The 24787-nt window shown below is 62.2% G+C and carries 18 protein-coding genes and 1 pseudogene; 5 read left to right on the top strand and 14 right to left on the bottom strand.

From position 1 onward, the window contains the following. Positions 1–25: 25 nt before the first annotated feature. Entirely contained in the window at positions 26–430 is a 405-nt protein-coding gene (locus MKZ91_RS04650) for a hypothetical protein (RefSeq protein WP_336168428.1), read from the top strand. A 97-nt stretch (positions 431–527) separates the two neighbouring features. Here the strand turns inward: MKZ91_RS04650 and MKZ91_RS04655 are convergent, their stop codons facing one another. From MKZ91_RS04655 to MKZ91_RS04680, 6 genes are all read right to left on the bottom strand, one after another. Then, positions 528–803, bottom strand: coding sequence for a curli assembly protein CsgF (locus MKZ91_RS04655; protein ID WP_336168430.1), 276 nt, complete (start codon positions 801–803; stop codon positions 528–530). Between the two features lie 32 nt (positions 804–835). Beyond that, positions 836–1444: a hypothetical protein gene (locus MKZ91_RS04660; protein WP_336168431.1), complete on the bottom strand. Its 609-nt coding sequence runs from the start codon at positions 1442–1444 to the stop codon at positions 836–838. A 32-nt stretch (positions 1445–1476) separates the two neighbouring features. Then, positions 1477–1818 carry a curli-like amyloid fiber formation chaperone CsgH gene (gene csgH, locus MKZ91_RS04665; protein WP_336168432.1) on the bottom strand — a complete coding sequence of 114 codons (342 nt, stop codon included), beginning with the start codon at positions 1816–1818 and terminating at the stop codon, positions 1477–1479. A 129-nt stretch (positions 1819–1947) separates the two neighbouring features. Then, on the bottom strand, positions 1948–5397 hold the full coding sequence (locus MKZ91_RS04670) for a beta strand repeat-containing protein (protein ID WP_336168434.1): 3450 nt from the start codon (positions 5395–5397) through the stop codon (positions 1948–1950). Positions 5398–5685: 288 nt separating this feature from the next. Next, on the bottom strand, positions 5686–6531 hold the full coding sequence (locus tag MKZ91_RS04675; RefSeq protein WP_336168436.1) for a CsgG/HfaB family protein: 846 nt from the start codon (positions 6529–6531) through the stop codon (positions 5686–5688). A gap of 342 nt (positions 6532–6873) precedes the next feature. Next, the gene (locus tag MKZ91_RS04680) at positions 6874–7236 is read right to left on the bottom strand and encodes a hypothetical protein (RefSeq protein ID WP_336168438.1); all 363 of its coding nucleotides are present in this window, start codon (positions 7234–7236) and stop codon (positions 6874–6876) included. 140 nt (positions 7237–7376) lie between these two features. On the opposite strand from MKZ91_RS04680, the gene MKZ91_RS04685 reads away from it, so the two are divergent. Further along, positions 7377–8084, top strand: coding sequence for an invasion associated locus B family protein (locus tag MKZ91_RS04685; protein WP_336168440.1), 708 nt, complete (start codon positions 7377–7379; stop codon positions 8082–8084). A 117-nt stretch (positions 8085–8201) separates the two neighbouring features. Here MKZ91_RS04685 and MKZ91_RS04690 read toward each other — a convergent pair whose 3' ends face one another. The 7 genes from MKZ91_RS04690 to MKZ91_RS04720 all read right to left on the bottom strand — a co-directional run bounded on the left by MKZ91_RS04690 (position 8202) and on the right by MKZ91_RS04720 (position 18442). Continuing rightward, entirely contained in the window at positions 8202–9125 is a 924-nt protein-coding gene (locus MKZ91_RS04690; RefSeq protein ID WP_336168441.1) for a response regulator transcription factor, read from the bottom strand. Continuing rightward, positions 9118–12504 (bottom strand): hybrid sensor histidine kinase/response regulator, encoded by a 3387-nt coding sequence (locus MKZ91_RS04695; RefSeq protein ID WP_336168442.1) that lies wholly within the window; start codon positions 12502–12504, stop codon positions 9118–9120. Before MKZ91_RS04695 ends, MKZ91_RS04690 begins: the two co-directional genes overlap by 8 nt. A gap of 187 nt (positions 12505–12691) precedes the next feature. Continuing rightward, complete coding sequence (locus tag MKZ91_RS04700) at positions 12692–14095, bottom strand: CehA/McbA family metallohydrolase (RefSeq protein WP_336168445.1); 1404 nt, start codon at positions 14093–14095, stop codon at positions 12692–12694. Positions 14096–14102: 7 nt separating this feature from the next. Continuing rightward, positions 14103–15206, bottom strand: coding sequence for an ABC transporter ATP-binding protein (locus MKZ91_RS04705; protein WP_336168447.1), 1104 nt, complete (start codon positions 15204–15206; stop codon positions 14103–14105). Positions 15207–15218: 12 nt separating this feature from the next. Then, on the bottom strand, positions 15219–16052 hold the full coding sequence (locus MKZ91_RS04710; RefSeq protein ID WP_336168448.1) for a carbohydrate ABC transporter permease: 834 nt from the start codon (positions 16050–16052) through the stop codon (positions 15219–15221). Then, positions 16052–16960, bottom strand: coding sequence for a carbohydrate ABC transporter permease (locus MKZ91_RS04715; protein WP_336168450.1), 909 nt, complete (start codon positions 16958–16960; stop codon positions 16052–16054). Before MKZ91_RS04715 ends, MKZ91_RS04710 begins: the two co-directional genes overlap by 1 nt. Before the next feature lie 120 nt (positions 16961–17080). Then, a complete protein-coding gene (locus MKZ91_RS04720; RefSeq protein WP_336168452.1) occupies positions 17081–18442 on the bottom strand; it encodes an extracellular solute-binding protein in 1362 nt (453 codons plus the stop codon). A 232-nt stretch (positions 18443–18674) separates the two neighbouring features. Between MKZ91_RS04720 and MKZ91_RS04725 the strand changes: the two genes are divergently transcribed. Further along, positions 18675–19715 (top strand): LacI family DNA-binding transcriptional regulator, encoded by a 1041-nt coding sequence (locus MKZ91_RS04725; RefSeq protein ID WP_336168455.1) that lies wholly within the window; start codon positions 18675–18677, stop codon positions 19713–19715. Positions 19716–19726: 11 nt separating this feature from the next. Then, positions 19727–21664 carry a DUF5054 domain-containing protein gene (locus MKZ91_RS04730; RefSeq protein WP_336168458.1) on the top strand — a complete coding sequence of 646 codons (1938 nt, stop codon included), beginning with the start codon at positions 19727–19729 and terminating at the stop codon, positions 21662–21664. A 37-nt stretch (positions 21665–21701) separates the two neighbouring features. On the opposite strand, the pseudogene MKZ91_RS04735 reads toward MKZ91_RS04730, so the two are convergent. Beyond that, positions 21702–22984 (bottom strand): annotated as a pseudogene (locus MKZ91_RS04735) (adenylate/guanylate cyclase domain-containing protein). A 363-nt stretch (positions 22985–23347) separates the two neighbouring features. Between MKZ91_RS04735 and urtA the strand changes: the two are divergent. Next, on the top strand, positions 23348–24640 hold the full coding sequence (gene urtA, locus MKZ91_RS04740) for an urea ABC transporter substrate-binding protein (protein ID WP_336168459.1): 1293 nt from the start codon (positions 23348–23350) through the stop codon (positions 24638–24640). The last annotated feature ends 147 nt before the right edge of the window (positions 24641–24787 follow it).

The raw sequence follows: 24787 nt of genomic DNA on the forward strand, positions 1-24787 counted from the left end.
CTCACCAAGAACGGGGAGACAATAAATGAAGAACATCGCAGTAATTTCCGCAGTATTGTTCGGTTCGCTGGCGTCCGCTTCGGCGGCTATGGCCGGCACAGAGTTTTCATCGCCAGCCTTCGTGCAGCAGGCAACCGGCGACGCGGGCTTTGCCTCGCTCGACACGGCAGCGATCATGAAACCGGTCATGGACCTGGTCGTCGCCACGCCGCGTGTCAATACTTCGACGCTGGCCGGCAACTTGTCCTTCGTCTACCAGAGCGGGGACTTCAACACCGCCTCGATCCAGCAGAGCGGCAGCCGCAATGTCGGCCTGATCCAGCAGATCGGTTTCATGAACTCCGCCACGATCAGCCAGACCGGTGTCGGCCATCAGGCCTTCATCTCGCAGCAGGGTCGCAACAACGTCGCGATCATCAGCCAGCGCTAATGGCCAAACGGCATCGCGAGCGCGCCCGGGACAGACACGCTCGCAACGTTCTTTGAAGGGAAGAAGCCTGCGGCGCGGGCTCCTTCTTGCATTTTGCTTATTGGTTGTTGTCGACATCCGGCAGTTCGACCGGATCCGGATCGGGCTGCGGTACACCGCCGAAATCCGGGAAGTCGATGGTAAAGCCCGGACCGCCGGAGGAGCCTGCAGCTTCGCCTTGAGCGGTCGCTTGGGACAGCAGCCAGTTGCCGTTCAGCGGGTCGCCGCCGAAAGACGGATTGATCGGGCGGTAGACGAGCTCCGATGCGGCGCTCGAGCCCGCGGCAGCGAGGGTCAACGTTGCTGCGAGAAGTGCGGAATGAAGCAACTTCATTGGGTATTCTCCTTCTAGTATTTCGTGGCAGATCAACGTTTCGGCAAAACGTACATCCGGCCAGGAACGACGACAACGGTCTTGTTTTCCAGGCCGCGCAGGCCTGTCGGCATCATGTAGCGTCCGCTTTGCGCGGTCTGGATTGCAACCACCGTCGAATTCTTGGAATCGCGCACGTCCAGCACGCCGGCAAGGCTGTTACCGTGCTGGATGTAGGCGATCTGGTTGTTCTCGCCGGAAACGCCAACGAGCTGGAAGTTGTTGTCGCCGCGGCTGGCCTGCACCACCGAATTGTTGGTGCCGCCCTGGACGAGAAGCAGGGCCGAGCTGTTGCCCTCGATCGCCTGGACCGCGCGGTTGTTGCTGCCGGCCTGCTGGATCAGCGCCAGGCTTCCGGTTCCCTCGATGCCGGCGTGGGCATTGTTGCCCTGGCCAAGCTGGATGATCGAGGTGGTCGAACCGCTGTCGCCGCCGAGGAAAGGCTGGATCGGCTCCATCAGGGTGTTCACGGCGGCCGGATTGGTGCTGTAATCCTTGACCAGAAGGTCCTCGGCCGCGGCCGGCGCGGCCAACGCAGTAAGACCTGCAGCGATGACTGCGTTGCGAAGAACTTTGCCGAATGGGCGCTTGGAGCGTTTCATCTGTCTTCTACCCGTTTCTTTGGTTTCTTCGGTCAAATCTTTGTGGTCGGAAGCGAGAGCTCGATTGTCTGGTCGAGATCGCAAAGCGATTTACCGGCCCCATCGGTCACCACGAGCGTGACGCGGACCCGGCCGGAGCGGTTGATTGCCACCTGTGTCTGGCCAAGCGAACCGGCGGAAAAGCTGTTCCTCTGGCTGGTCGTGCTGTTTCGGCCCTCAGATTGCGCAGCAATGTTCAAGGCGAAGGTTCCCTCGAGGTCTCTTGCGGCTTCGATGAAGGGTCTGAGCACTGCCATCTCCTCTCCTTCGATCCTCAAGCCGCATGCGGTGATGCGCGCATCACTGATATTGCCGAGGATGGTCTGACTGTTCATCGAAGATGCACTCGCTTGAAAACCGAAGGCGATTGTCGTTGTGAAAACCTGGAGAAGCCAAACTGCCTGCCGCATGGTCTGATCCTCCGCACGTTGGGTGGGGCGCCCGAAAGCGCCCCACTGTTTCGCTTAGTTCTGGCTGACGAAGGCGACGTTCGAACGGCCGGCCTGGATGACCAGCGAGTTCTGGCCGTTGCCACCCTGGTTGACGACAGCGTAGTTGCGCTCGGCGTCGCTGGAACCTGTGCCGTACTGCAGAACCACCGAGGTGGAGGCCGAACCCGTCTGGCTGATCCAGGCGTTGGAGTAGGCGCCAGCCTGGACGACCGCGGACGAATGACCGCCAGCGCCCGTCTGGTCGACGAGGGCAAGCGAGTTGTTCGACGACTGGACGATCAGCGAGGTGTTGCCTGCCGTGTTCGACTGGTTGGTGCCGGCGACATTGTTCTTGCCACTCTGGACCGTCAGCGCCGCGTTGCCGAGGCTGGCGATCTGCGTGGTGGTTGCCACGTTGCCTTCACCGGCCTGGATGATACCGGCGGCAGACAGGATGGCGCCGTTCTGCAGGTTGCTGGCATTGTTGCCGTTGCCCGACTGGACGATCGCTGCGGCAGCGCCCACGGTTGCCGTCTGCATGTTGACGGCACCGTTGTTGTCACCGACCTGAACCGTGGCGGCAAGCGAACCGGCCGCAACGGTCTGGAAATTGAAGGCGTCGTTGTCGTTGCCGACCTGGACGATGCCGGCTGCCGAAGCGACGGTCGGGACGTTCACTTCACCCAGCGGGTTGGTGAACGGAGTGGAGACATTCTCCAGCTTGGATTCCTGCTTCCACTTCAGCTTCTGCTGGAGCGGGTTGACGAAGGAGCCCGTCGACGAGACCCAATATGTCGTGTTGGTCTGGTTGAACGTACCTGTTGCCGGAAGAATGAGCTGGCCAATCTGCGAGTTGGCTGCAGAGTTGCCGTCGCCGAATTGAGCAATCACAGCGACAGAATCTTCAGCCGGAGCAGATCCGGAACCGGTCACCGAGCCGACGCCGAAGTACTTGCCGACGCGGAACGGGCCTTGCGTTTCCGGAGACCAAATTCGTCCGCCGATCGCCGGTCCGGTCAAAGACAGGTCGATTGCCGGTGTTACGTTGTAAGTCACCGTCTGCGTCGCGCCCTGGGTGTTGTAGGCGGTGTTGCCCGAGCCGACCTGAAGGATGCCGGCGACGACGTTCTTGCTGTCGGCCTGCTGGACGTTGCCGGCCGTGTTGCCTGAACCGAACTGGCCGATCAGAGCCGTGGCGTTGGTGACATCGTTCTGGAGATTGGCTGCTTCGTTGAAGCCGCCGGCACCCTGGATGATGAAGGCGCTGGACAGGGACGATGCCGTCTGGCTGTTCAGCGCTTCGTTGTCGTGGCCGCCCTGGATGATCGTTGCGTCGAGGCCGGTTCCTGCGGTCTGCAGGTTGCTCGCGGCATTGTCGGTGCCGTCCTGCAGGATGCTGGCGCTGCTGCCGGTCACGCCCGTCTGCAGGTTGGCGCCGGCGTTGCGGCTGCCGCTCTGGATGATCGAAGCGCTGGCGGAGTTGCTGTTGACCTGACCGTTACCGGCAATGTTGTCGTCACCGGTCTGCGCGATAAAGGCGCCGACGTTCTCGCTGCCGGACTGCACGGTTGCACCGCTGTTGCGGTTGCCCTTCTGCAGGATGACGGTCGTCATTTCCGTGCCGTTGGTCTGCACATTGCTCGCGCCGTTGCCGGTGCCGTCCTGTGCGATCAGGGCGTCGGAATCCACCAGGTTTGTCTGGGCGTTGGCGCCGACATTGCCGGTGCCTGCCTGGAGGACCGTGGCGCTGGTCGGGTCGACATTGGTCTGGGCGTTTGCAGCAATGTTGCCGGAACCGACCTGGACAATGGTTGCTGTCGCGTCAGAGCCGCCCGACTGGGCGTTGGTGCCGAGGTTGCCGTCGCCGATCTGCAGGGTATTGGCAGTGTTGTTTACGCCGCCGCCGACCTGTGCGTTGGCCGCCACGTTGCCTGCGCCGAGCTGGGCAATGCCGGCCTTGTTGTCATGACCGGTGTCCTGGTAGTTGGTGGCATTGTTGCCCGCGCCGAACTGTCCGATCGTGGCGCTGTTCTTGGTGAACTGCTCCGAACCGACAAGATCGTTCTGGTAGTTGGCAGCAGCGTTGCCGTTGCCGATCTGCAGGATTGCCGCGTCATTGCCTGCCGTCGGATTGCCGCCGCGGTTGCGCGCGTTGAGCGCAACGTTGTCGTCGCCGACCTGGGCGATGGCCGAGCTGTGGCTCGTGCCGCCTTGTGACAGGTTGAACGCGTCGTTCCCCTTGCCGGCCTGCAGGGTCGTTGCGGTCGACTTGCGGCCGTCGTCCTGGGTGTTGACAGCAAGGTTGTCGCTGCCGGTCTGGCCGATCGTTGCCGTGTTGTCGTTGTTGTAGCCGTTGTTGTGGTACGTGCCGATCTGGCTGTTGAGCGCGGTATTGCGCTCGCCGTACTGGACGGTCGCAGCGACGTTGTTCTTGCCGCCACCGGCGCCGCCGGCCTGCACGTTGGCCGCCTTGTTGGCCTCGCCCTTCTGGGCGATCGAGGCGTTCAGCTTGTCGGCGGAGCCGGTTGCGGTGCCCGGCGACTGCAAGTTGGAGGCGATGTTGTTCTTGCCGTCCTGCACGATGAAGGCGTTCGAGTTGTTGACCGAGGTCTGGGCGTTGAGCGCCGCATTGCCGGTACCGCTCTGGATCACGGTTGCCGATGTCGGATCGACGTTGCTCTGGGTGTTGACGGCATTGTTGCCTTCGCCGCTCTGGGCGACCACAGCCGTGGCATCAGCCGAATCCGTCTGGGTGTTGATCGCGCCGTTGCCGTTGCCGACCTGAAGGATGCCGGCCTTGTTCTTCGTGCCGTTCGTCTGGTTGTTGACACCGGCATTGCCGGTACCGCCCTGGGCGATGATCGCGTCGGACGAGGTTCCACCCGTCTGGTTGTTGACGGCAGCGTTTCCGGAACCGCTCTGCAGGATGCCGGAGAAATTGCCGCCAGAGGTGGCGCCGAGCTGGTTGCTTTCGGCATAGTTGCCGGGCTTGCTCGGGTCGTCGTTCAGCTGGATGATGCCGGTATCGTTGCTGCTCGCACCCTTTTCCTGGGTGTTGCGGGCAATGTTGGCGTGGCCGCCCTGGAAGACGGTGCCGCGGTTCTCGCCGGTCTGGCGGAACCTGTCGACGAGGTTGTTGGTGCCGAACTGGGCGATGCCGCCGACGTTCTTGCCATCCTGGAGGAAGTCTCCGCCGACAACGTTCTGGCTGCCGAGCTGCATGACGCCGAGGGTGTTCTGGCCCTTCTGTGCATCGCCGGCGGCGCCGCCTGCTGTCAGCGGCAGGAAGACGTTCTGCTGGCCATGCTGATAGATGAAGCCTTGGTTGGCCCCCGCCTGCGACAGGTAGGCAAAGTTACTGTCGTCACGCTGGCCGATGTAACCGGTGTTGGCGGAGCCGGCTTCCTGCGCCAGGGCGCCGCTCGACATGGCGACGAGGGCAACGCCGGTCAGCAGCAATGTTTTTCTTGCTGAGAATTTCATGGACTTCTCCCTTTTGTTCGGCGCCGGCGTCTTGGTCGCCCCGAAGCACCGCACTCAATTAGAGCGTTAACAATTCGTTTAATACCATTGTGTTCTGTATCCGAACAAGGCGCTCATACAGAAGAATTAAGTAATAGTTAATCAACAAACGGGATACACCCAAAAATGGGTGAGTCAAAATCATCAATTAGAAAACAAAAAAAGCGCAACAGCGAATCATGTACGATTCAGCGTCGCGCTTTACTTCGTAATTGCCGAGTTATTGTTATTAAAAACTCATAGTTTTATTCACGTCGACGGCAGCGAGATATTTCCGTACTTCTCGTCGTAGTCGCGAATGAACTCCGCCTCGCGGGCGCGGTCCTTCAGGTGCCAGAGCCCCTGGCGAACGCCGTCGACGGTCAGCGAATAAACCGCAAGTTCGATACCTTCGCGCACGGCGAGCGAACCCGGATCGTTGCGCGACTGGCCAAGTTCGATTTCGAGCAGTTCGTCGGCAGTCGCGAATTTGTAGGCGCCGGCGCGAACCTGGACCGAGTAGACCTGTTTGGTCGTGGTCGTGGATGCGAGCACTTCGCCGGTCTGGACGCTGACGGCACGCAGGTTGACGGTTACGACGTCGGATCGGTACTGGACGTCGCCGCCGATGCCGAGATAGCGGGCGCCGGCGCCGCCAGTCAGTTCGTTGGAATCATATCCAACGATGCCGCCTTCGAGCAGAAGGCCGGCGAAACGCACCGGTGGCAGGCCGCTTGGGCGGCCATAGGCGCGCTGCGTGTTCTCGATCAACGTGCGTTCCTGCACCAGGTTCTTCAGGCCTGAGCGCTCGACGACGCGGAACCACTCACCGCTGCCGGTCTTCTTCAGCACGTCGACGAGGATGGCTGCGCCGCCCTGCGTGACCGCACGGCTGTATTCGGCAAAGCTCTCGTTCGGCTTGGCCTGACCGGTGAGGTCAGGAAAGTCGTAGACCGCGACATCGACCGGTATGGCGGGAAGGGGGATCGCACGGACCTTGGGCGTCGTCTTGGTCGGCGCCGTCAGGGTTGCTGCCGGCGTTTCGAGTTGTTGACCGCTTTGACATCCAGCAAGGAGCCCGCCCGCGATACAAAGAGCTGCCAGTTTGACCTTCATCATTCCCCCGTTTGGCCGCTTGCGAAAGCTGCAGCAGGCCATAGGCCATCGCTTTCCGGCTGAGACCCCAGTCGGAACTATAGTTGCGCAGTTATACTTCTCCGGAAGCTATAGCTTCCGAACCAAAGCATGATGAGACTGTTTAAATTCCCTCTACGATCCACACGGGCCGACCGTAGCCCCAGCTAGCCCGTGCGAATTATTGCAGTGCTTCCCTACCACTGAAGTTTTATGGGTTCGCAGCCCCATTTTTGGGTGAATTCGGGAAAATGCCCCAAAAAGTAGCAGTTTTGGACAAACTGGTTAAAGGGATGGTAACCATGCAACAGCGCCCGTTCTGGATTACCGGCTGACCGTTCCGCGGCCGACCGTCGGCCATTCGGTTTCCTCTGCGCTCAGCTTGACGATCGCCGACGATCCGGCGCCGACCGACGGGACAACATCGTTGCGGGCGGCCTCGGCGGCATTCGCCGTCGATGGCTTCGATGCTCTTGAGGATTGGTTGTAAGTCTTTCTGTTTGAAGGTGAAGTTTGTTTCTGGATCACTGGCTTTGCGCCCGCAGGCATCTGTTCGACATAGGCGCTGTTGCCGCCGTTTCGGTTGACCTGATCGACATAGGCCTGCGCGGCCGCAACCTCGGGAAAGAGCACTGACAGGCTCAGCAGGGCGCAGATCCGGACGGGCGATATCAGTGTCGTTCTCATCTTCTTCACCAAAGCTGAAATTGTCGATTACACATGATGCATAGGCATTTCTTCATGAAACCACAATCTGCAAGGTCCGTTTGACTCGGATAATGTTCCGTGAAAGACAAAACCGACAAATATATATTGGAGGCTTATCCATGACGTGGAGGAACGCGAAGCCACTCCTGCTCGGCTTCAGTGCTGCGGCCATGCTCTTTTTGCCCGCGCCGCTTGCGGCGCAAAACTCGACAGCGCCGTTGTTCTCGACACCGGCGGAGCGCTCGACGACGGGGGCACCTATTCTGATCGATCCCACAGCCGACAACAATGGCGGGATCATCGGCGCGCCTGCCGGTCGTGCCAACACGCGTCCGGCAGCGGAGCAGAAGGCCAAGCCGGCGCAGCCGGAGAAGGCCGCGGCCAACCGCTTCAAGGAGTGGGAACTGCAATGCATCGAACTGGACAAGCAGCCGGTGCGCTGCCAGATCTCGTCCAGCACGTTGTCGGCCGACGGCAAGCAGGTGATTCTTGTGATGAGCCTCGCCTATCGCCCTGATGGAAAATCGGTCGCCATGCAGATGGCTGTTCCGCTCGGCATCGCGCTCAAGGATGGCGTCAAGTTCAAGGTCAAGGATGGCTATGGCGCGACGATGCCGGTCAGCCGCTGCACACCGCAGGGCTGCCTCGTCGAAGGTCCGGCCGAGCGGGCCCTGCTCGGTTCAATGGAGGCCAAGGCGGAAGCGACGGTGACGGTTGCGACGCCCGAAGGCAAGGCGATCCCGATTGCCCTGTCGCTTCAAGGGTTCGCGGATGCCCATGCAGCGCTGAGCGCGCGGCAGGCAGCAAAGACTTCGACTGGCAACTGACCGGCGACGACCCAAGCATTGCCCACAAGGGCTGGATCATAAGCAGTGAAATGATCCAGCCCTTGTGGCCCGCGCAATTCCGGCGGAGGCACATTTCCTGCGCATGCCGGAATTGCGCTAAAGGCCGTGCAGCACCTGCGTCGCCTTGACGGCGGCCGACGCCCGGTTCTCGACGCCGAGCTTCACATAGATCTGCTCCAGGTGTTTTGTGACCGTGCGGGCGCTAAGCCCGAGGATCTCGCCGATGTCGCGGTTCGCCTTGCCCTTGGCGATCCACAGCAGCACCTCCGATTCGCGCTGCGTCAGCGAGAAGTGCTGGCGCAGCATCTCGTCGTCGGCAAGACGGCTTTCGGCGGTCAGGCGGAAGAGATACTCGTTCGGGCCGATGGCGCCGAGAAACGATATCTGCAGGCTCGACTGGCCAGGCTGATCGAGCGTGAAGCTGCTTTCGCGCGGCGGTGCCCGTTGGTCACGGCCTTCCATCCAGCTGGCGATCCGTTTGGTCACTGTCGCCAGGCCGTCGTCGCGGCCGGTTGCGGCATTGACGAGACGGGTTGCCTGCGGGGTCGACCAGCGCACGCCACCGTCGCTGCGCACGGCAAGCAGGTGGCGGCCGGCCGCATCGAGCGCGACGCGTGCGCTCTGGGCCGAGCGCGCATTGGAGAGATGAACGCGGATACGTGCTCTCAGTTCGTCTATGTTGATCGGTTTCGTCAGGTAGTCGACGCCGCCGGCGTCAAGCGCATGGACCACATGCTCGGTCTCGGTCAGGCCGGTCATGAACAGTACCGGCGTCTGGCCGATGGCGGCATTGGCCTTCAGCCGCTGGCAGGTCTCAAAACCATCCATGCCGGGCATGACGGCATCGAGCAGGATGACATCCGGGGTGATGCGTTCGGCAATCGAAAGGGCGGCATTGCCCGAGGTGGCGATGAGCACGGAAAAGCCCGATTGCTCCAGCGCCTCGGTCAGGAAACCGAGCGCCTCCGGCGAATCGTCCACCAGGAGCACGATGTCGCGCCGATCGTAAGTTTCAGCCACGCGCATCGTCTCCGTTCTGAGGTTTGTCTTTGAGGAAAGCGTCGTAGCCCGAAAGGTCAAAGGCCTGGACATAGCTGCGCGCCGCGTCGACGAAGGGTTGGTGCTTTGGCTCGAGGGCGATCTCGGTCAGCTTGGCCTCGATGCCGCGGATGTAGCCGATCTCCCCGAGGCGGATCAATTCCTCCAGGTGGTGGTCGCCCGGGCGTGTCATCGGTTTGGCGACAGGCATATCCCGCTCGCGCTTCGCCTCACCCTCATGGATCCAGGTCAGGCCGAGATGTATGGCTAGCTTGTCGGCGAGCTGTCCGACGGCAAAAGGTTTGGCGAGCGTGTCGTTGTGGCCCGCAAATGTCGATGTTACCGACCCGTCGCCGATATTGGCTGAAAGCATGATGATTGGCGCCGTCTGGCCCATCTTGCGCAACCGATCGACGAGCTCCCAGCCGCTGATGCCCGGCATGGAAATGTCGATGACGAAGAGATCCGGCCGGACGTCTTCGACGAGTGCCAGGCAGTCGGCGCCTGACGATACGGCCAGAACCGAGAAATCCATCGGCACCAGGATTTCGCGCATCAGGTCGCGATGGTCGGCATTGTCGTCGACGACGACAAGGGTGCGCCGCGGCCCGAGATAGGAGGTGATGCGCCGCACGGGAGCCGAGGGGGCGGGGCGGTCGACAGCCGATAGCATCAGTCGGACCCGGAAGCTCGTGCCCTCGCCAAAGGTGCTGGTGACGGCGATTTCACCGCCGAGCGTCTGGGTCAAGAGGCGGGTGATCGTCAGGCCGAGGCCAAGGCCCGGCATGCTGCGCAGATGTTCGGCTTCGCCGCGCTGGAACGGATCGAAGATGCGCGGCAGGTCTTTCTCGGCGATGCCGCGGCCGCTGTCGGCCACGCTAAAGGTTGCGACCTGGCTGCGATAGCCGACATCGAAGCGGATGCCGCCGCGCTCGGTGAACTTCAGCGCGTTGGAGAGAAGATTGACGAGGATCTGGCGCAGGCGCTTCTCGTCAGTCTTCACATAACGCGGAAGGCTGGCGGCGCGCACGTGCTCGAAGGCGATGCCTTTCGCCTGCGCCTGCGGCCGAAACATCTCGATGATCTGGTCGAGGAAATCGTGAATGTTGATCTCGTTGGAATAGACCTGCAACTTGCCGGCCTCGATCTTGGAGATGTCGAGCAAGCCGTCGATGAGGCCGGAAAGATGGTCGGCGCTGCGCTTGATGACCTTGATCGCGCCCTGGCGCGCCGGCGGAATAGTCTCGTCGCGCTCCAGCACCTGCGCATAACCGAGTACGGCATTGAGGGGGGTTCTTAGCTCATGGCTGAGGCCGACGACGTAGCGGCTCTTGGCGCGGTTGGCAGCTTCCGCCGTCTCCTTGGCCTGCTGCAGAGCGGCATCGGTCTTCTTGTGGGCGGCGATTTCTTTCAGCAGCAGCGTGTTCTGACGCGAGGATTCTTCCTCCGCCACCACGCGGCTGTCATGGGCGAGTACATAGAACCAGGAGACGATGCCGGCGAGAACGGCAAAGACGAAGAAGACGACGGCAACCGTGCGCTCGACCACGGAAGCCGTCTCCGGCGAAGTGCCAGCCGTCTGGTGTGCGATCATTGCCAGGATCAGGCCTATGCCGGCGATCGACAGCACCGCCGAGATCGCGTAGCGGCCGAGGCGTGTCGCCAGCTTTTCCGTGACAGCGCGCGGCAGCAGGGTATTGGCGACGGTGGCGACCTGGGCGTTGAAGCGCGCCTTCGGCTTGCACATGTCGTGGCAGCGGCTATCGAGCGAGCAGCAGAGCGAACAGATCGGTGCCGCATAGGCCGGGCACCAGGCCATGTCCTCCGCTTCGAACGGATGCTCGCAGATGGAGCAGGTGATTTCGGTCTGATTGGCCCAGCTTCGACGCGGCTTGCGCGCGAGGTAGAACTTGCCGTCGGTCAGCCAGGCGATCGCCGGCGATGCGATGAAGGCAACGATGAGGGCGATATAGGGCGCAAGCGAGGCGGCGATGTCGCCGAAGGCGCCGAAATGCGCCGTCAGCGCCACCGTCGCCGAAATCGTCATGGCGCCAAGTCCGACCGGATTGATGTCGTAGAGATGCGCGCGCTTGAATTCGATTCCGGGTGGCGACAGGCCGAGCGGCTTGTTGACGAAGAGATCGGCCGAAATCGTGCAGAGCCAGGCCATGGCGATGATCGAGAAGACGCCGAGCGTTTCCTCGAGCAGCCGGTAGATGCCAAGCTCCATCAGGAGGAGCGCAATCGCCACGTTGAAGATCAGCCAGACGACGCGGCCCGGATGGCTGTGCGTCAGCCGCGAGAAGAAGTTCGACCAGGCAAGTGACCCGGCATAGGCGTTCATGACGTTGATCTTCAGCTGCGACACGACGACGAAGGCGACCATCAGAAGCAGCGCTGCCGTTTCAGACGGGATCATGTAGCCAAAGGCCGTGTAGTACATCTGCGCCGGATCGGCCGCTTTGGTCGAGGGCACGCCCGCCGAAAGCGCCAGCACGACGAGGAAAGACCCGGCCAGCAGCTTCGGCGCGCCGACGATCACCCAGCCGGAGCCGGCAAGGAAGACGGCGATGCGATGGTGCAGCTTGCGCTGGCCATCCGGCGGCAGGAAGCGCAGGAAGTCGACCTGCTCGCCGATCTGCGCCATCAGCGCGAAGATGACGGCGGAAGCTGCGCCGAACTCGACAAGGTCGAATGGGGCAATCGTTCCCGGCGGCCCCGAGGCATGATGGATGCCGGAATAGGCAAGCCACGTCCCGACCTTCTCCCAATCGGCGAAGGCAATGAAGACGAAGGGCAGGATGTTGAGCACGATCCAGAAGGGTTGGGTCACCAACTGGAACTTGCTGATCAGCCGCACACCATGGGTGACGAGCGGAATGACCATGACGGCGCTGACGATGTAGCCGATCCACAAGGGGATGCCGAGCGCGAGTTCGAGTGCGCCCGACATGATCGAGGCTTCGATGGCAAAGAGGATGAAGGTGAAGCTCGCATAGATCAGCGAGGTCAGCGTCGAGCCGATATAGCCGAAGCTGGCGCCGCGGGTCAGAAGATCGATGTCGACCCCGTGACGGATGGCGTAGCGGCTGATCGGCAGCCCCACCGTCAGGATCATCAGGCTTGCAACCAAGATCGCGACGATCGCGTTGGTCGTGCCGTAGGACATGGTGATCGCGCCGCCGATCGCTTCAAGCGCCAGGAAGGAGATCGCGCCGATCGCGGTCTGGGAGATGCGCTCGGAGGAAAAGCGCCGCGCGCTCTTGGCAGTGAAGCGCAGCGCATAGTCTTCCAGCGTCTGGTTGGCGACCCAGCGATTGTATTCACGTCTGACGGGAATGATGCGCTGGCGTGCCGCCATGGGGATCCTAACGTGCGGTCAAAAGGGTCTCTGCCTTTTTTCTTAGCACGGAAGTTTTCTGCTTAAAATTGCTGCAGTGATCAAATTGTGCAGGGCAGCAAAGAAAATGCACCATCCGGCTCCGGCTCGCGCTTTGGCCGAAGCGTTGTGCATCCGGAATGTTGCGGGGGCTTGGTCGACGTGGCCCTCAGGCAGGGTGGCAATAGACCGGATTGCTGATGGCACGGCGAATGGTGCGCCGCGAGAGATCGTCGTCGGAGAGTTGCCAGGGCAGACTCTTTCCGGAGAGCGCGCCGCGGAAATCGCCAATGATCGTGTCGCGGCTGGCGGCGGCGACAATCTCGGTTCGCAGGAAGCGTTTTGGGGAGCCGGCGTAGCGGCCGGTCCAATTGTCGGTCTCGATGCGCTCTTCTTTGACGAGGCCGGAGGCGTCGAGCCACAAGAGTTTGTCGCCCCCGGCTCCGCGAACCAGAGCCTCTGCCTCGATCGGCCCGTTGACAGTCGATCCCATTGGCGCGCCATTGGCGGTAAGCTCAAGATGCGGCCCGGTTGGGCTTTCCGTTACGTAGCCGCGGCCGGATTTCATGGCAGAGAGCACAGCGTCCTCGGACAGTTCGTCCAGCCAGAGCACCGTCGTCGGGCGCGCAAGCACCAGCGGCCCCTCGGGCATCAGACGGGCTGGTTGATGGAAGTCACTGCCGCCGATCGCGGAGATCTTCAGGCCCAAGGCGAGCCGCTGCTGGTAGCGCTCGAGCGACACCCAGTTCCAGGCAAGCCAATGGGACTGCCAGACTTCCATGCAGTCGATCTCGGGCAGATCGTAATCCCAGGGGATCGTCGGCTTGTCGTGGTTGATCGACAAGAGGCCGCCGCGATCGTGCACGAGACGTTCAAGCGTATGGGCATGCTCGGGCCTGGTCATGCGGAAATCGATCCAGTCGTCGATACCGAAGACATTGGCATGGCCGACGGCGGTGGTGACCTCCATGGCCCGCACGAAGACGAGATCTGAAGACGAGTGCGGGTGGAAATAACGTCGCTGGGTGATGGTGTTGTGGTCGGCGACCGCGAGGAAATCGAGACCTGCCTGTCGCGCGGCCGCATGCAGCAGTTCCGGTGCGCCGGCAGCGTCCGAATGAAACGTGTGGCAGTGAAGATCGCCGCGATACCAGCTGGCTTGCTTGCGGACCGGGAATTTTCGCTCGGGCTGTGGGGCGACGGGGCGCGGGTTGCTGTCATAGGCGACCGTGACAAGCACATCGACGCCGTCCTCGGGCACCTTGTAGAGGCCGAGCATGACCTTCCATAGCCCGGATGGAGTCTCGCCATGGATATAGCCGGGCGTGGCGTCGTCCGTCGCGACGAAGAAGCGGTCGCGCGCGCCGCCGCTCCAGCCGCGAAATCCCTTCTCGGTCGGGTAGTCGGTCGCACGCGGATCAAGTGCGCCGAGGTCGATGATGCACTGTTCAGACTTGGGGTAGCTGAGCGTCACGTCGATGCGGGTGACGCCTTCGGGCACGTCGAAGGGCACATAGAAGTAGGGATCAGCGGCTTGATGGTCGCGGGTAATCCGCACGGCGAATTCCTGCATGGCGTCCTCAGCGCTCGTCGGCTGCCGGGATGCGTGCGCCGGTCTCATCGAAGAGTGCGATGTGGCGTGCATCAAAGGCGAGGCGCACGGAGGCGCCGACCTTGATCTCGTCGTCGGTGAAGATGCGCGCTGTCACGCGACCATTGTCGCCGCGCTCGAGCGTGACGAGGCTCTCCGGCCCCATGTTCTCGTTGGCGAAGAGCGCGCCGGAAAGGACATTCTGGTCGCCGGCGCCCGCAATGCGCAGGTGCTCCGGGCGGACACCGAGCGTCATCTTCCCTGCCTTCGCCGCCTTGGCGATGGCGTCGGTGGGGGCGATGGGTGCCAGTTGCAGGCCCTCGGCGCGAAGGTGCAGCGCGCCCTCGCCAATGGATGCCGCGACCGGGACGAGGTTCATCGGCGGGTTGCCGACGAAATTGGCGACGAAGGTGGTCGCTGGCCGGCGATAGATTTCGATCGGCGGGGCGAACTGCACGATCCGGCCCTTGTCCATCACCGCAATGCGGGTCGCAAGCGCCATGGCTTCGGCCTGGTCGTGGGTGACGTAGACGGCGGTCATGCCCATGTCTCGCTGCAGGTGGTTGAGGAAACCGCGGGCTTCGAGGCGGAGCTTGGCATCAAGGTTCGAAAGCGGTTCGTCGAAAAGATAGACCTCGCTCGGATAGACGAGTGCACGCGCGAGCGACGTGCGCTGCTGCTGGCCGCCGGAAATCTGGCTCGGCAGCCGTTTCAGGAGGTCACCGATCTTCAAGACATCGGCCACGTCCTTGGCCCGCGCGTGGCGCTTTGCTTCCTGCTCGCCGCGAACCTTCAGCGGATAGGCGATGTTGTCGGCGATGTTCATGTGCGGGTAGAGCGCATAGTCCTGGAAGACCATGGAGATGCCGCGATCCTTCGGGTGCAGGTAGGTGACGTCGCGGCCGCCGATCATCACCCGGCCGGAAGAGGGCGTCTCAAGGCCGGCGATCATACGCAAGCTGGTGGTCTTGCCGCAGCCGGAGGGGCCAAGCAGGCAGATGAACTCGCCGTCGGCGATCGAAAAGCTGATGTCGGGCACGGCGACGAAAGCGCCGAAGCTCTTGGAGACGTTCTGGAATTCGACAGAGGCCATGGGAGTTTCCGATTACGACTTGATGCCACCGAAGAACCGGAAACCGAATTTCCAATTCACGAAGAGATAGAGGGCGATGACGGGCAGGGAATAGATCAGCGAATAGGCGGCCAGCAGCGTGACGATCGGCGTACCGGCTTCCGAATAGAAGGAGTAGATCGCGACCGAAGCCGGCATCAGCTTGTCGCTGCGCAGGAGGATGAAGGGAATGAGAAAGCTGCCCCAGATGTTGACGAAGGCCCAGACGACGACCACGACGATGCCGGGCCGGATGACCGGCAGCGCCACGTCGAAGAAGGCCTGCAGCGGCGAGGCGCCGGCGACCATGGCGCTCTCCTCGTAGGACCGTGGAATGGCGTCGATGAAGTCCCTGAGGATGAACATCGCCGTCGGCAGCAGCCCGCCGGCAAAGACGAGGATGACAGCAAGATGGGTGTCGATCAGCCCTGCTGCCGAGATGATCAGGAAGATCGGCACCATCGCCGCCGACCCCGATACGACCGACGAGAACAGGAGCAGGATGTAGGTGACCGCACCCTTGCCGGGGATCGGTGAGCGCGACAGTGCGTAGGCAGCAAGAGTAGCCGCCCCTCCGACCAGCACCACGCCGCCCGCCGCCTGGATCAGGCTGTTCAACAGCGCCTGCATCGCGAAGGTGTTCTCAAAGACGGTCGCGAAGTTGGACAGTGTGAAGGGCGAGGGGATGGCAAGCCCAAGCTCGGCGCGCGCATTGAACGGCGCGAAGACGAACCAGACGAGCGGCAGAGCAAAGACCGTGCCGAGGAAGGTGGCGGCGGCCGCAAAGACCGTGCGCCGGACGAAAATGTTCTGGGTCCTCTTGCGCATCATTCCGCCTCCACCGGCTTCTTGTGGGCAAGGCGAAGATAGACGAGCGCGAAGGCGAGGTTGATCAGCATGATGACGACGCCGACGGCAGCACCCTTGCCGAACTCGAAGTCCTTGAAGGCAATGCGATAGGTGTAGATCGAGAGAATCTCGGTGCGGTAGGACGGCCCGCCATGGGTGAGCAGGAACGGCGTGAAGACGTTGAAGGTCCACATGGTGATGAGGATCAGGTCGGTGACGACATGGCCGCGGATCAGCGGCAGGGCGATATCGCGCAGCTTCTGCCAGGAGGTGGCGCCGGCGACGTCAGCAGCCTGGAAATAGCTCGGCGGGATCGACTGGAAGGCCGAGTTGAACAGCATCATCGAGAAGGCGGCACCCCGCCAGGTGTTGAAGAACACGATCACCCAGAAAGGCTGTTGCAAAAGCCAGTCTCCAGGCGGCAGGCCGAGGCCGCGCAGGATCATGTTGAGCGTGCCGTTGTCGTAGTCGAGGAAAGCGAACCAGGCGAAGCCGATCACCACTTCCGGCAGGATCCAGGCCGCGATGACGGCGGTCTGCAGGAAGGATTTCAGCGTCGGCGTCACCGATTGGCTGAGCCAGGCGAGCAGCAGGCCCAAAAGCGCCTGGCCGATCAGCGCCGACAGCAGCACGAACTGGATCGTCAGGATCAGCGAGAAGCCGAACTGGCCGCGGGTAAAGAAGGTCGCGGGATTGAACAGCGCGAAGTAGTTTTGCAGGCCGACGAAATCAGGATCGACGGCCGTGCGTCCGAGCAGGGTGCGGTTGGTGAAGGAAACGAAAATCACCCAGAAGAAGGGGATGATGACGAAGACCCCGACGAGGGCCGCCGCGGGCGCAAGGAAGAGTGCGCCGGCGCGCGTCGAAAGCAGGGAGAACGTCTTCATGCTGGTGTCATGGCCCTTGTCCTGGAACGTTCACCCGGCCGGCAGACACGGCCGGGCAATCTGGTCGCTGGATCGGCGGTGGGATACAGGCGCCATCGAGCCCGCATCCCGCACATCATCTTAGAGCGTGCTGACGGTGTTTTCCGCGCCGACGATGGCGATGACGGCCGCCTTGTATTGCGCCATCGCATCCTCGGGCGAGAGCTCGCCGGAAACGACGCTTTCGGTCATGCGCTGGATCTCGGTCGAGACCTTGTTGTAGTTGGCGTCATTCGGGCGGGCGGTGGTGATCGGCAGCAAGGTCGTTGCCGTCTCCGTCAGGAACGGCGAGTTCGGGATCGCCACGTCGTCACGGATGCGGATTGCCGGCTGGATCTCCTGGAAGGCAGTGAGCTGCTCCTTGCTGTTCATGAAGGAAAGCAGCGCCCAGGATTCCGCGGGCGCGTCCGTATGCGGGTTGATGACGAAGCCGGTGCCGCCCGAGACGGTGACGAAGTCCTGGCCGCGCAGACCCTTGCCAGGGGCTGTTGCCGGCATCTTCTTCCAGGTCATGACATTGTCGCGGTCCGCAACGGCAAACTCTGCGCCCGGTGCTGTCACCGAGCGATAGAACCAGTCGCCCTCGACCAGCATTGCTGTCTTGCCATCGCGGAAGTTGGCAAAGGTTCGATTGCGGCCGTCGGCCAAGAGCTGGGCGCGCTGGTCGCCGAGCTTCTCGTCGACATAGATGGTCTTGTAGAGCTTCAGCGTGTCGAGAATGCCCTGGCTTTCGACAATGTACTTGCCGGTTTCGTCGGTGACCTGTTCGCCGGTGCCGAGCAGTGCCATCCAGTAGCCCTGCATGGTCGTCGCTTCGCCCATGGAAACACCGGCGTTGAGCTGCAGCGGGAAGCTCTCAGGTGCTGCCGCCTTGATCTTGCGGGCGGCTTCCAGCAGCTCCTCCCAGGATTTCGGCTGCCAGCCGTCGGCGTCGAGGCCGGCCGCCTTGAACAGGTCCTTGCGCACGAAGATCATGCGGGCGTCGGTGCCGAGCGCAATACCGTAGGGCTTGCCCTGATAGCTCATCAGCGCCTTGGTGCCGTCGGAGATGTGCTGCCACCCCTCCCACTTCGGCACGTCTGCGCCGGCCACCTCTTCGAGCGACTTCAAGAGATTGCCCTGGACGAAACTCGGGATCAGGAAGCCGTCGAAGCCCGAGACGTCAGGGCCGGAGCCGGTCGAGAAGTCGAGCGCGAGCTGCTGCGTCAACTGTTCGTCCTCGCCGCCGAACTGCGTGAGCTTGACGGTCACGTCCTTGCCCGCGGCCTTCATCTTCTCGGTGAAGGCCGGAATGACCTTGTTCTCGATCCACTCGGCCATGCCACTGTTGACGCCGCCGACGACGCAGCGGCAGGTGATGTTGAGCTCGGTGGCGCTCACCGGCGCGGCAAAGGCAATGGCCGCAGCGGCGCTGAGCAATAGGGAATGAAACCTGGTACGCATGTTTTCTCCTCCCGGGCGGTCCTCTCAAAGACCTATGTGTCTGGTTGCGACAGTCCGGCCCTCCTCCAGGTCCGGCGTCCCGACAGTGGTCAAGAATGAACACGCTTTCATTTTTGTCAACATGGACCACGCGTTCTTTCTGTAAATGCCGCTGGAATTCTTATTTCACTTGACGAAATCGCCACGTTGATTTCTTTTGCTAATGAACACGTTTTCATTTTGTGACGGATAAATGAACGATCGCGCCGACAAGAAAGCTGCCCGAGCCACCGCCGACCAGGTGGCGCGCGAGGCCAATGTTTCAAGGGTGGCCGTGTCTCGCGCCTTCAATCCAAATGCCTCGCTGAAGCCGGAGAAACGCGACCGCATCCTCAAGGTGGCGCGGGCGTTGAACTATACGCCCGACATGGCGGCGCGGTCGCTTGTGACCGGCCGCTCGCATCTCGTCGGCATGATCGTGCCCGATGTCTGCAGCCCCTGGGAGAGCCAGGAGATCGATGCGCTGACGACGGCACTGCAGGCGGAAGGCTTCGCGACCTTGCTCTTCAAGGTGAAGGCTGATTTCAGCATGGATCCGCGCCTGCTCACCTATATGCGCGGCTTCAATCCGGATTCGGTGATCGCCTTCACAGAGAACATCCTGCCCGACGTTCTCTGCAGCTTTCTCGATCGCGCCGTGCCGATCTACGTGATCTACGACGACGTCGAGCAGTTTGCGGGCGCAGCATCCGGCACGCTCTACGACCGGCTGCTCGTGCGGCAGAAGAACGGCATCGAGCAGGCGGTGGCGCTGCTTCAGGGTTATGGCGCGCGCCGCATCGCCTATCTCGGCGGCAAGGCGCAGTCGCTTGCCAATGCCGAGCGCGAGCGCACGCTCAAGGAGACGCTCGCCGAGCGCGGCATGGATGCGCCGGTCGTGCTTGCCGGTGATTACACCTATGACACCGCCTATCAGGCGACGCTCGACCTCTTCCGGGTCGGTGACGGTGCCGATGCGATCTTCGCGGCCAATGACGTCGGCGCCTTCGGGGCGATCGATGCGCTGCGCCACGAACTCGGCCTGTCAGTGCCTGACGACGTCAAAGTGGTCGGTTTCGACGACATCCCGCAGGCGCACTGGAAAAGCTACAACCTCACCACCGTGCGCATCGACCTCGAAGAGCGCGTGCGCGCGCTCGTCCGCCTCATCCTCATGCGGCTTCGGGATCCCGATTCCGAGCCGCTCACCGAGACACTCAATACCCGCCTGATTGTGCGGGGCACCGTCGGCTGAAGGTAGCGAACATGACCGAAAAACGCATCCACGTCGTCTTCAAGACCCATCTCGATATCGGCTTTACCGATCACGCCGAGAAGATCCGCAAGCAGTATCACGAGCGCTTCATTCCGCAGGCGATCGAGACAGGTGCGCATTTCTACAAGGAGAACCCAGACGAACCGCTGTTTGTCTGGACGACCGGCGCCTGGCTGATCTGGGATCATCTCAATTCGCGCTCGAAGGAAGAAGTTGATCGGTTGGAGCAGGCGATCGAGCGCGGCTTGATCCGCTGGCACGCGCTTCCCTTCACCACCCATACGGAACTGATGTCGCCGGACCTTTTCCGGGCCGGGCTTTCCTATGCACAGGAACTCGACCGCCGCTTCGGCCTGAAGACGATCGCCGCCAAGATGACCGACGTGCCGGGTCATACGCTCGGCATGGTGCCGCTGCTGGCCGAAGCCGGCGTGCGTTTCCTGCATATCGGCGTGAACTCGGCTTCGCCGCCGCCGGAAATCCCTGACGTTTTCCGCTGGCGGGCGCCGGGCGGCGACGAAATCGTTGTCATGTATCAGCGCTCCTATGGAGAGACCTACTTCCCCGCGGGACTTTCTGACGGGCTGAGCTTTGCGCACACCAGCGACAACATCGGCCCGCAGAGCGTGTCGCAGGCAGCCGAAGCCTACCGCGAGATCCTGAAGCACGAGCCCGATGCGACCGTGCGCGCCGCGACACTGGAAGATTATGGTGCGCTGATGTGGGAGGCGCGAGAGCGTTTCCCGGTTGTCGAGAAGGAGCTTGGCGACAGCTGGATTCATGGCAGCGGGACCGATCCGGAAAAGATCGCTCGCTATCTGGCGCTGCAGCGGCTCTACAACAGCTTCGCCGAAGAACGGATGACGGCACGGCGTCAGGCTTTCGGCCGCAAGCTGGCGCTGGTGGCCGAGCATACCTGCGGCGTCGATATCAAATCCTTCCTGCGCGACGAAAAGGCCTGGGCGCGACCGGCATTCGAGGCGGCACGAAAGACGGACCCGCGCTTCCACTACACCGAGGCCTCCTGGGCTGAACAACACGCCTATCTCGAACAGGCTGTAGCCGAACTCGACGGGGAAGACGCCGCACGTGCCGGGGCGGCCCTTGTCGAGCTTGCCGTTCCGCCGCGGCCCGAGCCAGCGGTTTCGGCCGCTCGGCTGGAGGTGGGCGGTTGGATCATCGACCTCGATCCGACAACGGGCGATGTTGTCGCCTTGACCGCGCCGGACGGCCGAACCATCCGAGGCGCCGAGGGCTCGCTGATCGCCTACCGCTATGAAAGTTATGATGCCGGCGACGTGCGGCGACACATGGACACCTACCTGACCCAGTGGATGGACTGGGCGGTGCTCGACCACGACAAGCCGGGCCTTGCCAATGTCGCGGAGGCCCGCTCCCAGACCTATTCTCCCAAGCTTCGGGGTACGACGGCGACATCGATCGTCGCGGAGATGCCCATCGAGGCTGTGGAGCACTTGGGTGCGCCGACCGAAATTGCGCTTGAGTTTTCCGCCGGAGCGAACGGCCTCGACATCCGGCTGGCGCTCTATGGCAAGAATGCCAACCGCATGCCCGAGGCGAGCTTCCTTTCGTTTACACCCGAGGGGCGCTCGGCCTGGAGCGTGCGCAAGATGGGCCAGTGGCATGCGACCGACAATTTCGCCCGCGCTGGCGGCGCGCAACTGCAGGCGGTTACCGGTGTTCGGGGACAAATGGCCGAAGGGGGCGAACTCACCGTCGAAAACCTCGATACGCCGCTGGTAGCCCCTCAGTCCTGGCCGTTCATGACGTTCTGCGCGGATCTGCCGGACTTCTCGGCCGGCGTCCGCTTCAACATCCACAACAACAAATGGGGCACCAATTTTCCCATGTGGTGGGGCGGTGATTTTACCACGCGGTTCAGGCTCAGCCTCGCCGACCGGAAATAGTCGCCGCAACGGCCAGCCGCCGGAACTGTGCCGACGCCTAAGTGTCGACCCCTGCCGGCTCTGCGGAATGCATCGGCTCGGGCTCTCGGCACAAGTACCAGACGTCGACGGGAAGCCGCCGGCCGGGGAGCATGACCCCCTCTTGCGGCATCCAGAGAGCGGGCGGCACCGGAGCCCGCAGACGCGCCATCAGCGCCGCCGAGACCACAAGCGGTGCGCCTAGCGTCTTGGTCAGGGATTCCAGGCGCTGGGCGACGTTGACCGCATCGCCGATAACGGTGAATTCGCTGTGGCAGCCGCTGTCCAGCACGCCGCCGACGACGGTGCCGTAGTGCAGCCCGATGCCGGCATCGAGGGACGGGTGCCCGTTCAACCGATTGTGGCTCTTCCAGTCGCTGAGGGCATCGACGAGATCAAGCGCACAGACGAGTGCGCGATCGGCATCGTCTTCCATGGGCCTCGGCTGACCGAACACCGCCATCACCCCGTCGCCGATGAACTTGTCGACGGTGCCGCCATGTTCGAAGATCGTCTGCGACACGAGCTGCCGGTACTCGGCCAGAACGAAGGCGAGTTCCGCAGCGGGCGCTGTCTCCGAAAACAGGGTGAAATCGCGCAGATCGACAAACATGATCGCCGCGTCGCGGCGTTCGAGGCCAAGCGCATCGCCCTTTTCTTGCAGAGCCGAGACCACCAGGGGCGAGAAGAACCGGGAGAGGTTCTGGCGTCGCTGGTCGGCCTTCAGCGCCTCCTTGCGCGTACGATCGTGGTCACGCGCCAGAAGATAGATTGCAAAGGCGGTGAAGCCGAAGCTGACGGTCAGGCCGAGATCCTGGTTGAAGAACGATCCGAGCAGGGAGAGCGTACCGGCTGCCTGATGCCGCGCGGCGGTTGCCGCAAGCATCGTCACCCAGGCGACGAGCACGATGCTCGAGAAGATCAGAACAAGCCGCCGTTCGAGTTTCAGGCCGACATGGACAAGCAGGATGAAGGCAACGACGAGGCTTGTGGTCGTCAGATTGTGGTTTTCCGTCACCGGTCCGGCGAGGATGTGCGCGTACGCAGCAAGGCGACCAGCAGGGCATCGAGCACGACGAACACGGTTTTCAACCACGACTGACCGGGTAGGTGGCGCGTCGTGGCAACGGACGCGATGCTGATGGCGAGATAGCTGATGACGACGACCGCATGCATGCGTTCAGCGCCCTCGTTGCCCCCAAGCATAAGACTGGCGAGCAGGATGGCGAAGGCGACGAAGCGCAGGACGAGCGAGCGCTTCTCGCGAGCAAAATCCCATTGCGGGTGAAGTGAGGACGTCATGTCTTTTGGCCTTGAGACGTGAGGCTGCTCTGTCTGTTCGCTACTGGAGCAGGCCACCGGTTGCCCGACCTGCTACCAACCGATTCGAGTCGAATATGTGGCATGGCTGCCGCTCCGTTCACTCCGGATGAGGTCTCTGTCTAGGGCTTCCAACGATGGCAAGGTCAAGCGCCGGAGAAGTCGCCTTCAATCGCCATTTCTGGCCGCTTGGCGCCGCTGCTATCCGCGCCGCTTCCTCTTTGCCCCCGGCATCTACGTAGAATGACGTATGTGCAGTGCAGCGAGACTGCCCGATGATCCCTCAAGCAACGGCTAAAAGAGCACGAAGGCCGCACTGCTTCAGAACGAGAGGGGTTCAATCAGATGAATATCAAGGCACGCGTCACCGGCGCATTCCTCGCCGCCATCCTGTCATCGACGGCGTTCAACGGCGCCTTTGCCGCCGACGATACGATCAAGGTCGGCATCCTGCATTCGCTCTCCGGCACCATGGCGATCTCCGAGACGACGCTGAAGGACGCCATGCTGATGCTCATCGACGAGCAGAACAAGAAGGGCGGCTTGCTCGGCAAGAAGCTTGAAGCCGTCGTCGTCGACCCGGCGTCGGACTGGCCGCTCTTTGCCGAAAAGGCCCGCGAGCTGATCTCCGTCGACAAGGTTTCGGCGGTCTTCGGTTGCTGGACCTCGGTGTCGCGCAAGTCGGTTCTGCCGGTTTTTGAAGAACTCAATTCAATTCTGTTCTATCCCGTCCAGTACGAGGGTGAGGAAAGCCAGCGCAACGTCTTCTATACGGGCGCTGCACCGAACCAGCAGGCAATTCCCGCCGTCGATTATCTGATGGAGAACGAAAGCGTCGAGCGCTGGGTGCTGGCCGGCACCGACTACGTCTATCCTCGCACGACCAACAAGATCCTCGAGGCCTATCTGATCGCCAAGGGCGTGAAGCCCGAAGACATCATGATCAACTACACGCCGTTTGGTCATTCCGACTGGCAGACGATCGTTTCCGACATCAAGAAGTTCGGTTCGGCCGGCAAGAAGACCGCCGTCGTCTCGACCATCAACGGCGACGCCAATGTGCCCTTCTACAAGGAACTGGCGAACCAGGGCGTCAAGGCCGAGGACATTCCGGTCGTCGCCTTCTCGGTCGGCGAAGAGGAACTGGCCGGTCTCGATACCGGTCCGCTCGTCGGCCACCTTGCTGCCTGGAACTATTTCCAGTCGGTCGACACGCCGGCCAATGCCGAGTTCATCAAGACCTGGAAGGCCTATACCAAGAACGACAAGCGCGTGACCAACGACCCGATGGAAGCGCACTATATCGGCTTCAACATGTGGCTGAAGGCCGTCGAAAAGGCCGGCACGACCGACACGGACGCGGTTCTTGATGCGATGATCGGCGTTTCGGTGCCGAACCTTTCGGGCGGCTATTCGACGATGATGCCGAACCACCACATCACCAAGCCGGTGCTGATCGGCGAGATCCAGGGCGACGGCCAGTTCGAAACCGTCTGGGAAACGCCCGGCCTCGTCGTCGGCGACGAATGGTCCGACTATCTGCCGGACTCCAAGAACCTGATCTCCGATTGGCGCGCACCAATGTCCTGCGGCAACTTCAACGTCGCCACCGGCAAGTGCGGCGGTAAAGGCTCCTGATTTCATCACGTAATCTTAGACCGGGCGGGCAGTCCGCCCGGTCAATCCTTGCATGACGAAATTTGGGGGCCAGCATCCCTCCGTCCGCTGATGCGGCCGGGCGGAGGGGGCTTATCGCGAAAACCTCGACCGTAGCGCCTGTCGCCG

Origin of the sequence: Ensifer sp. MJa1, from assembly GCF_037026475.1 — a bacterium.
Lineage (GTDB): Bacteria > Pseudomonadota > Alphaproteobacteria > Rhizobiales > Rhizobiaceae > Ensifer.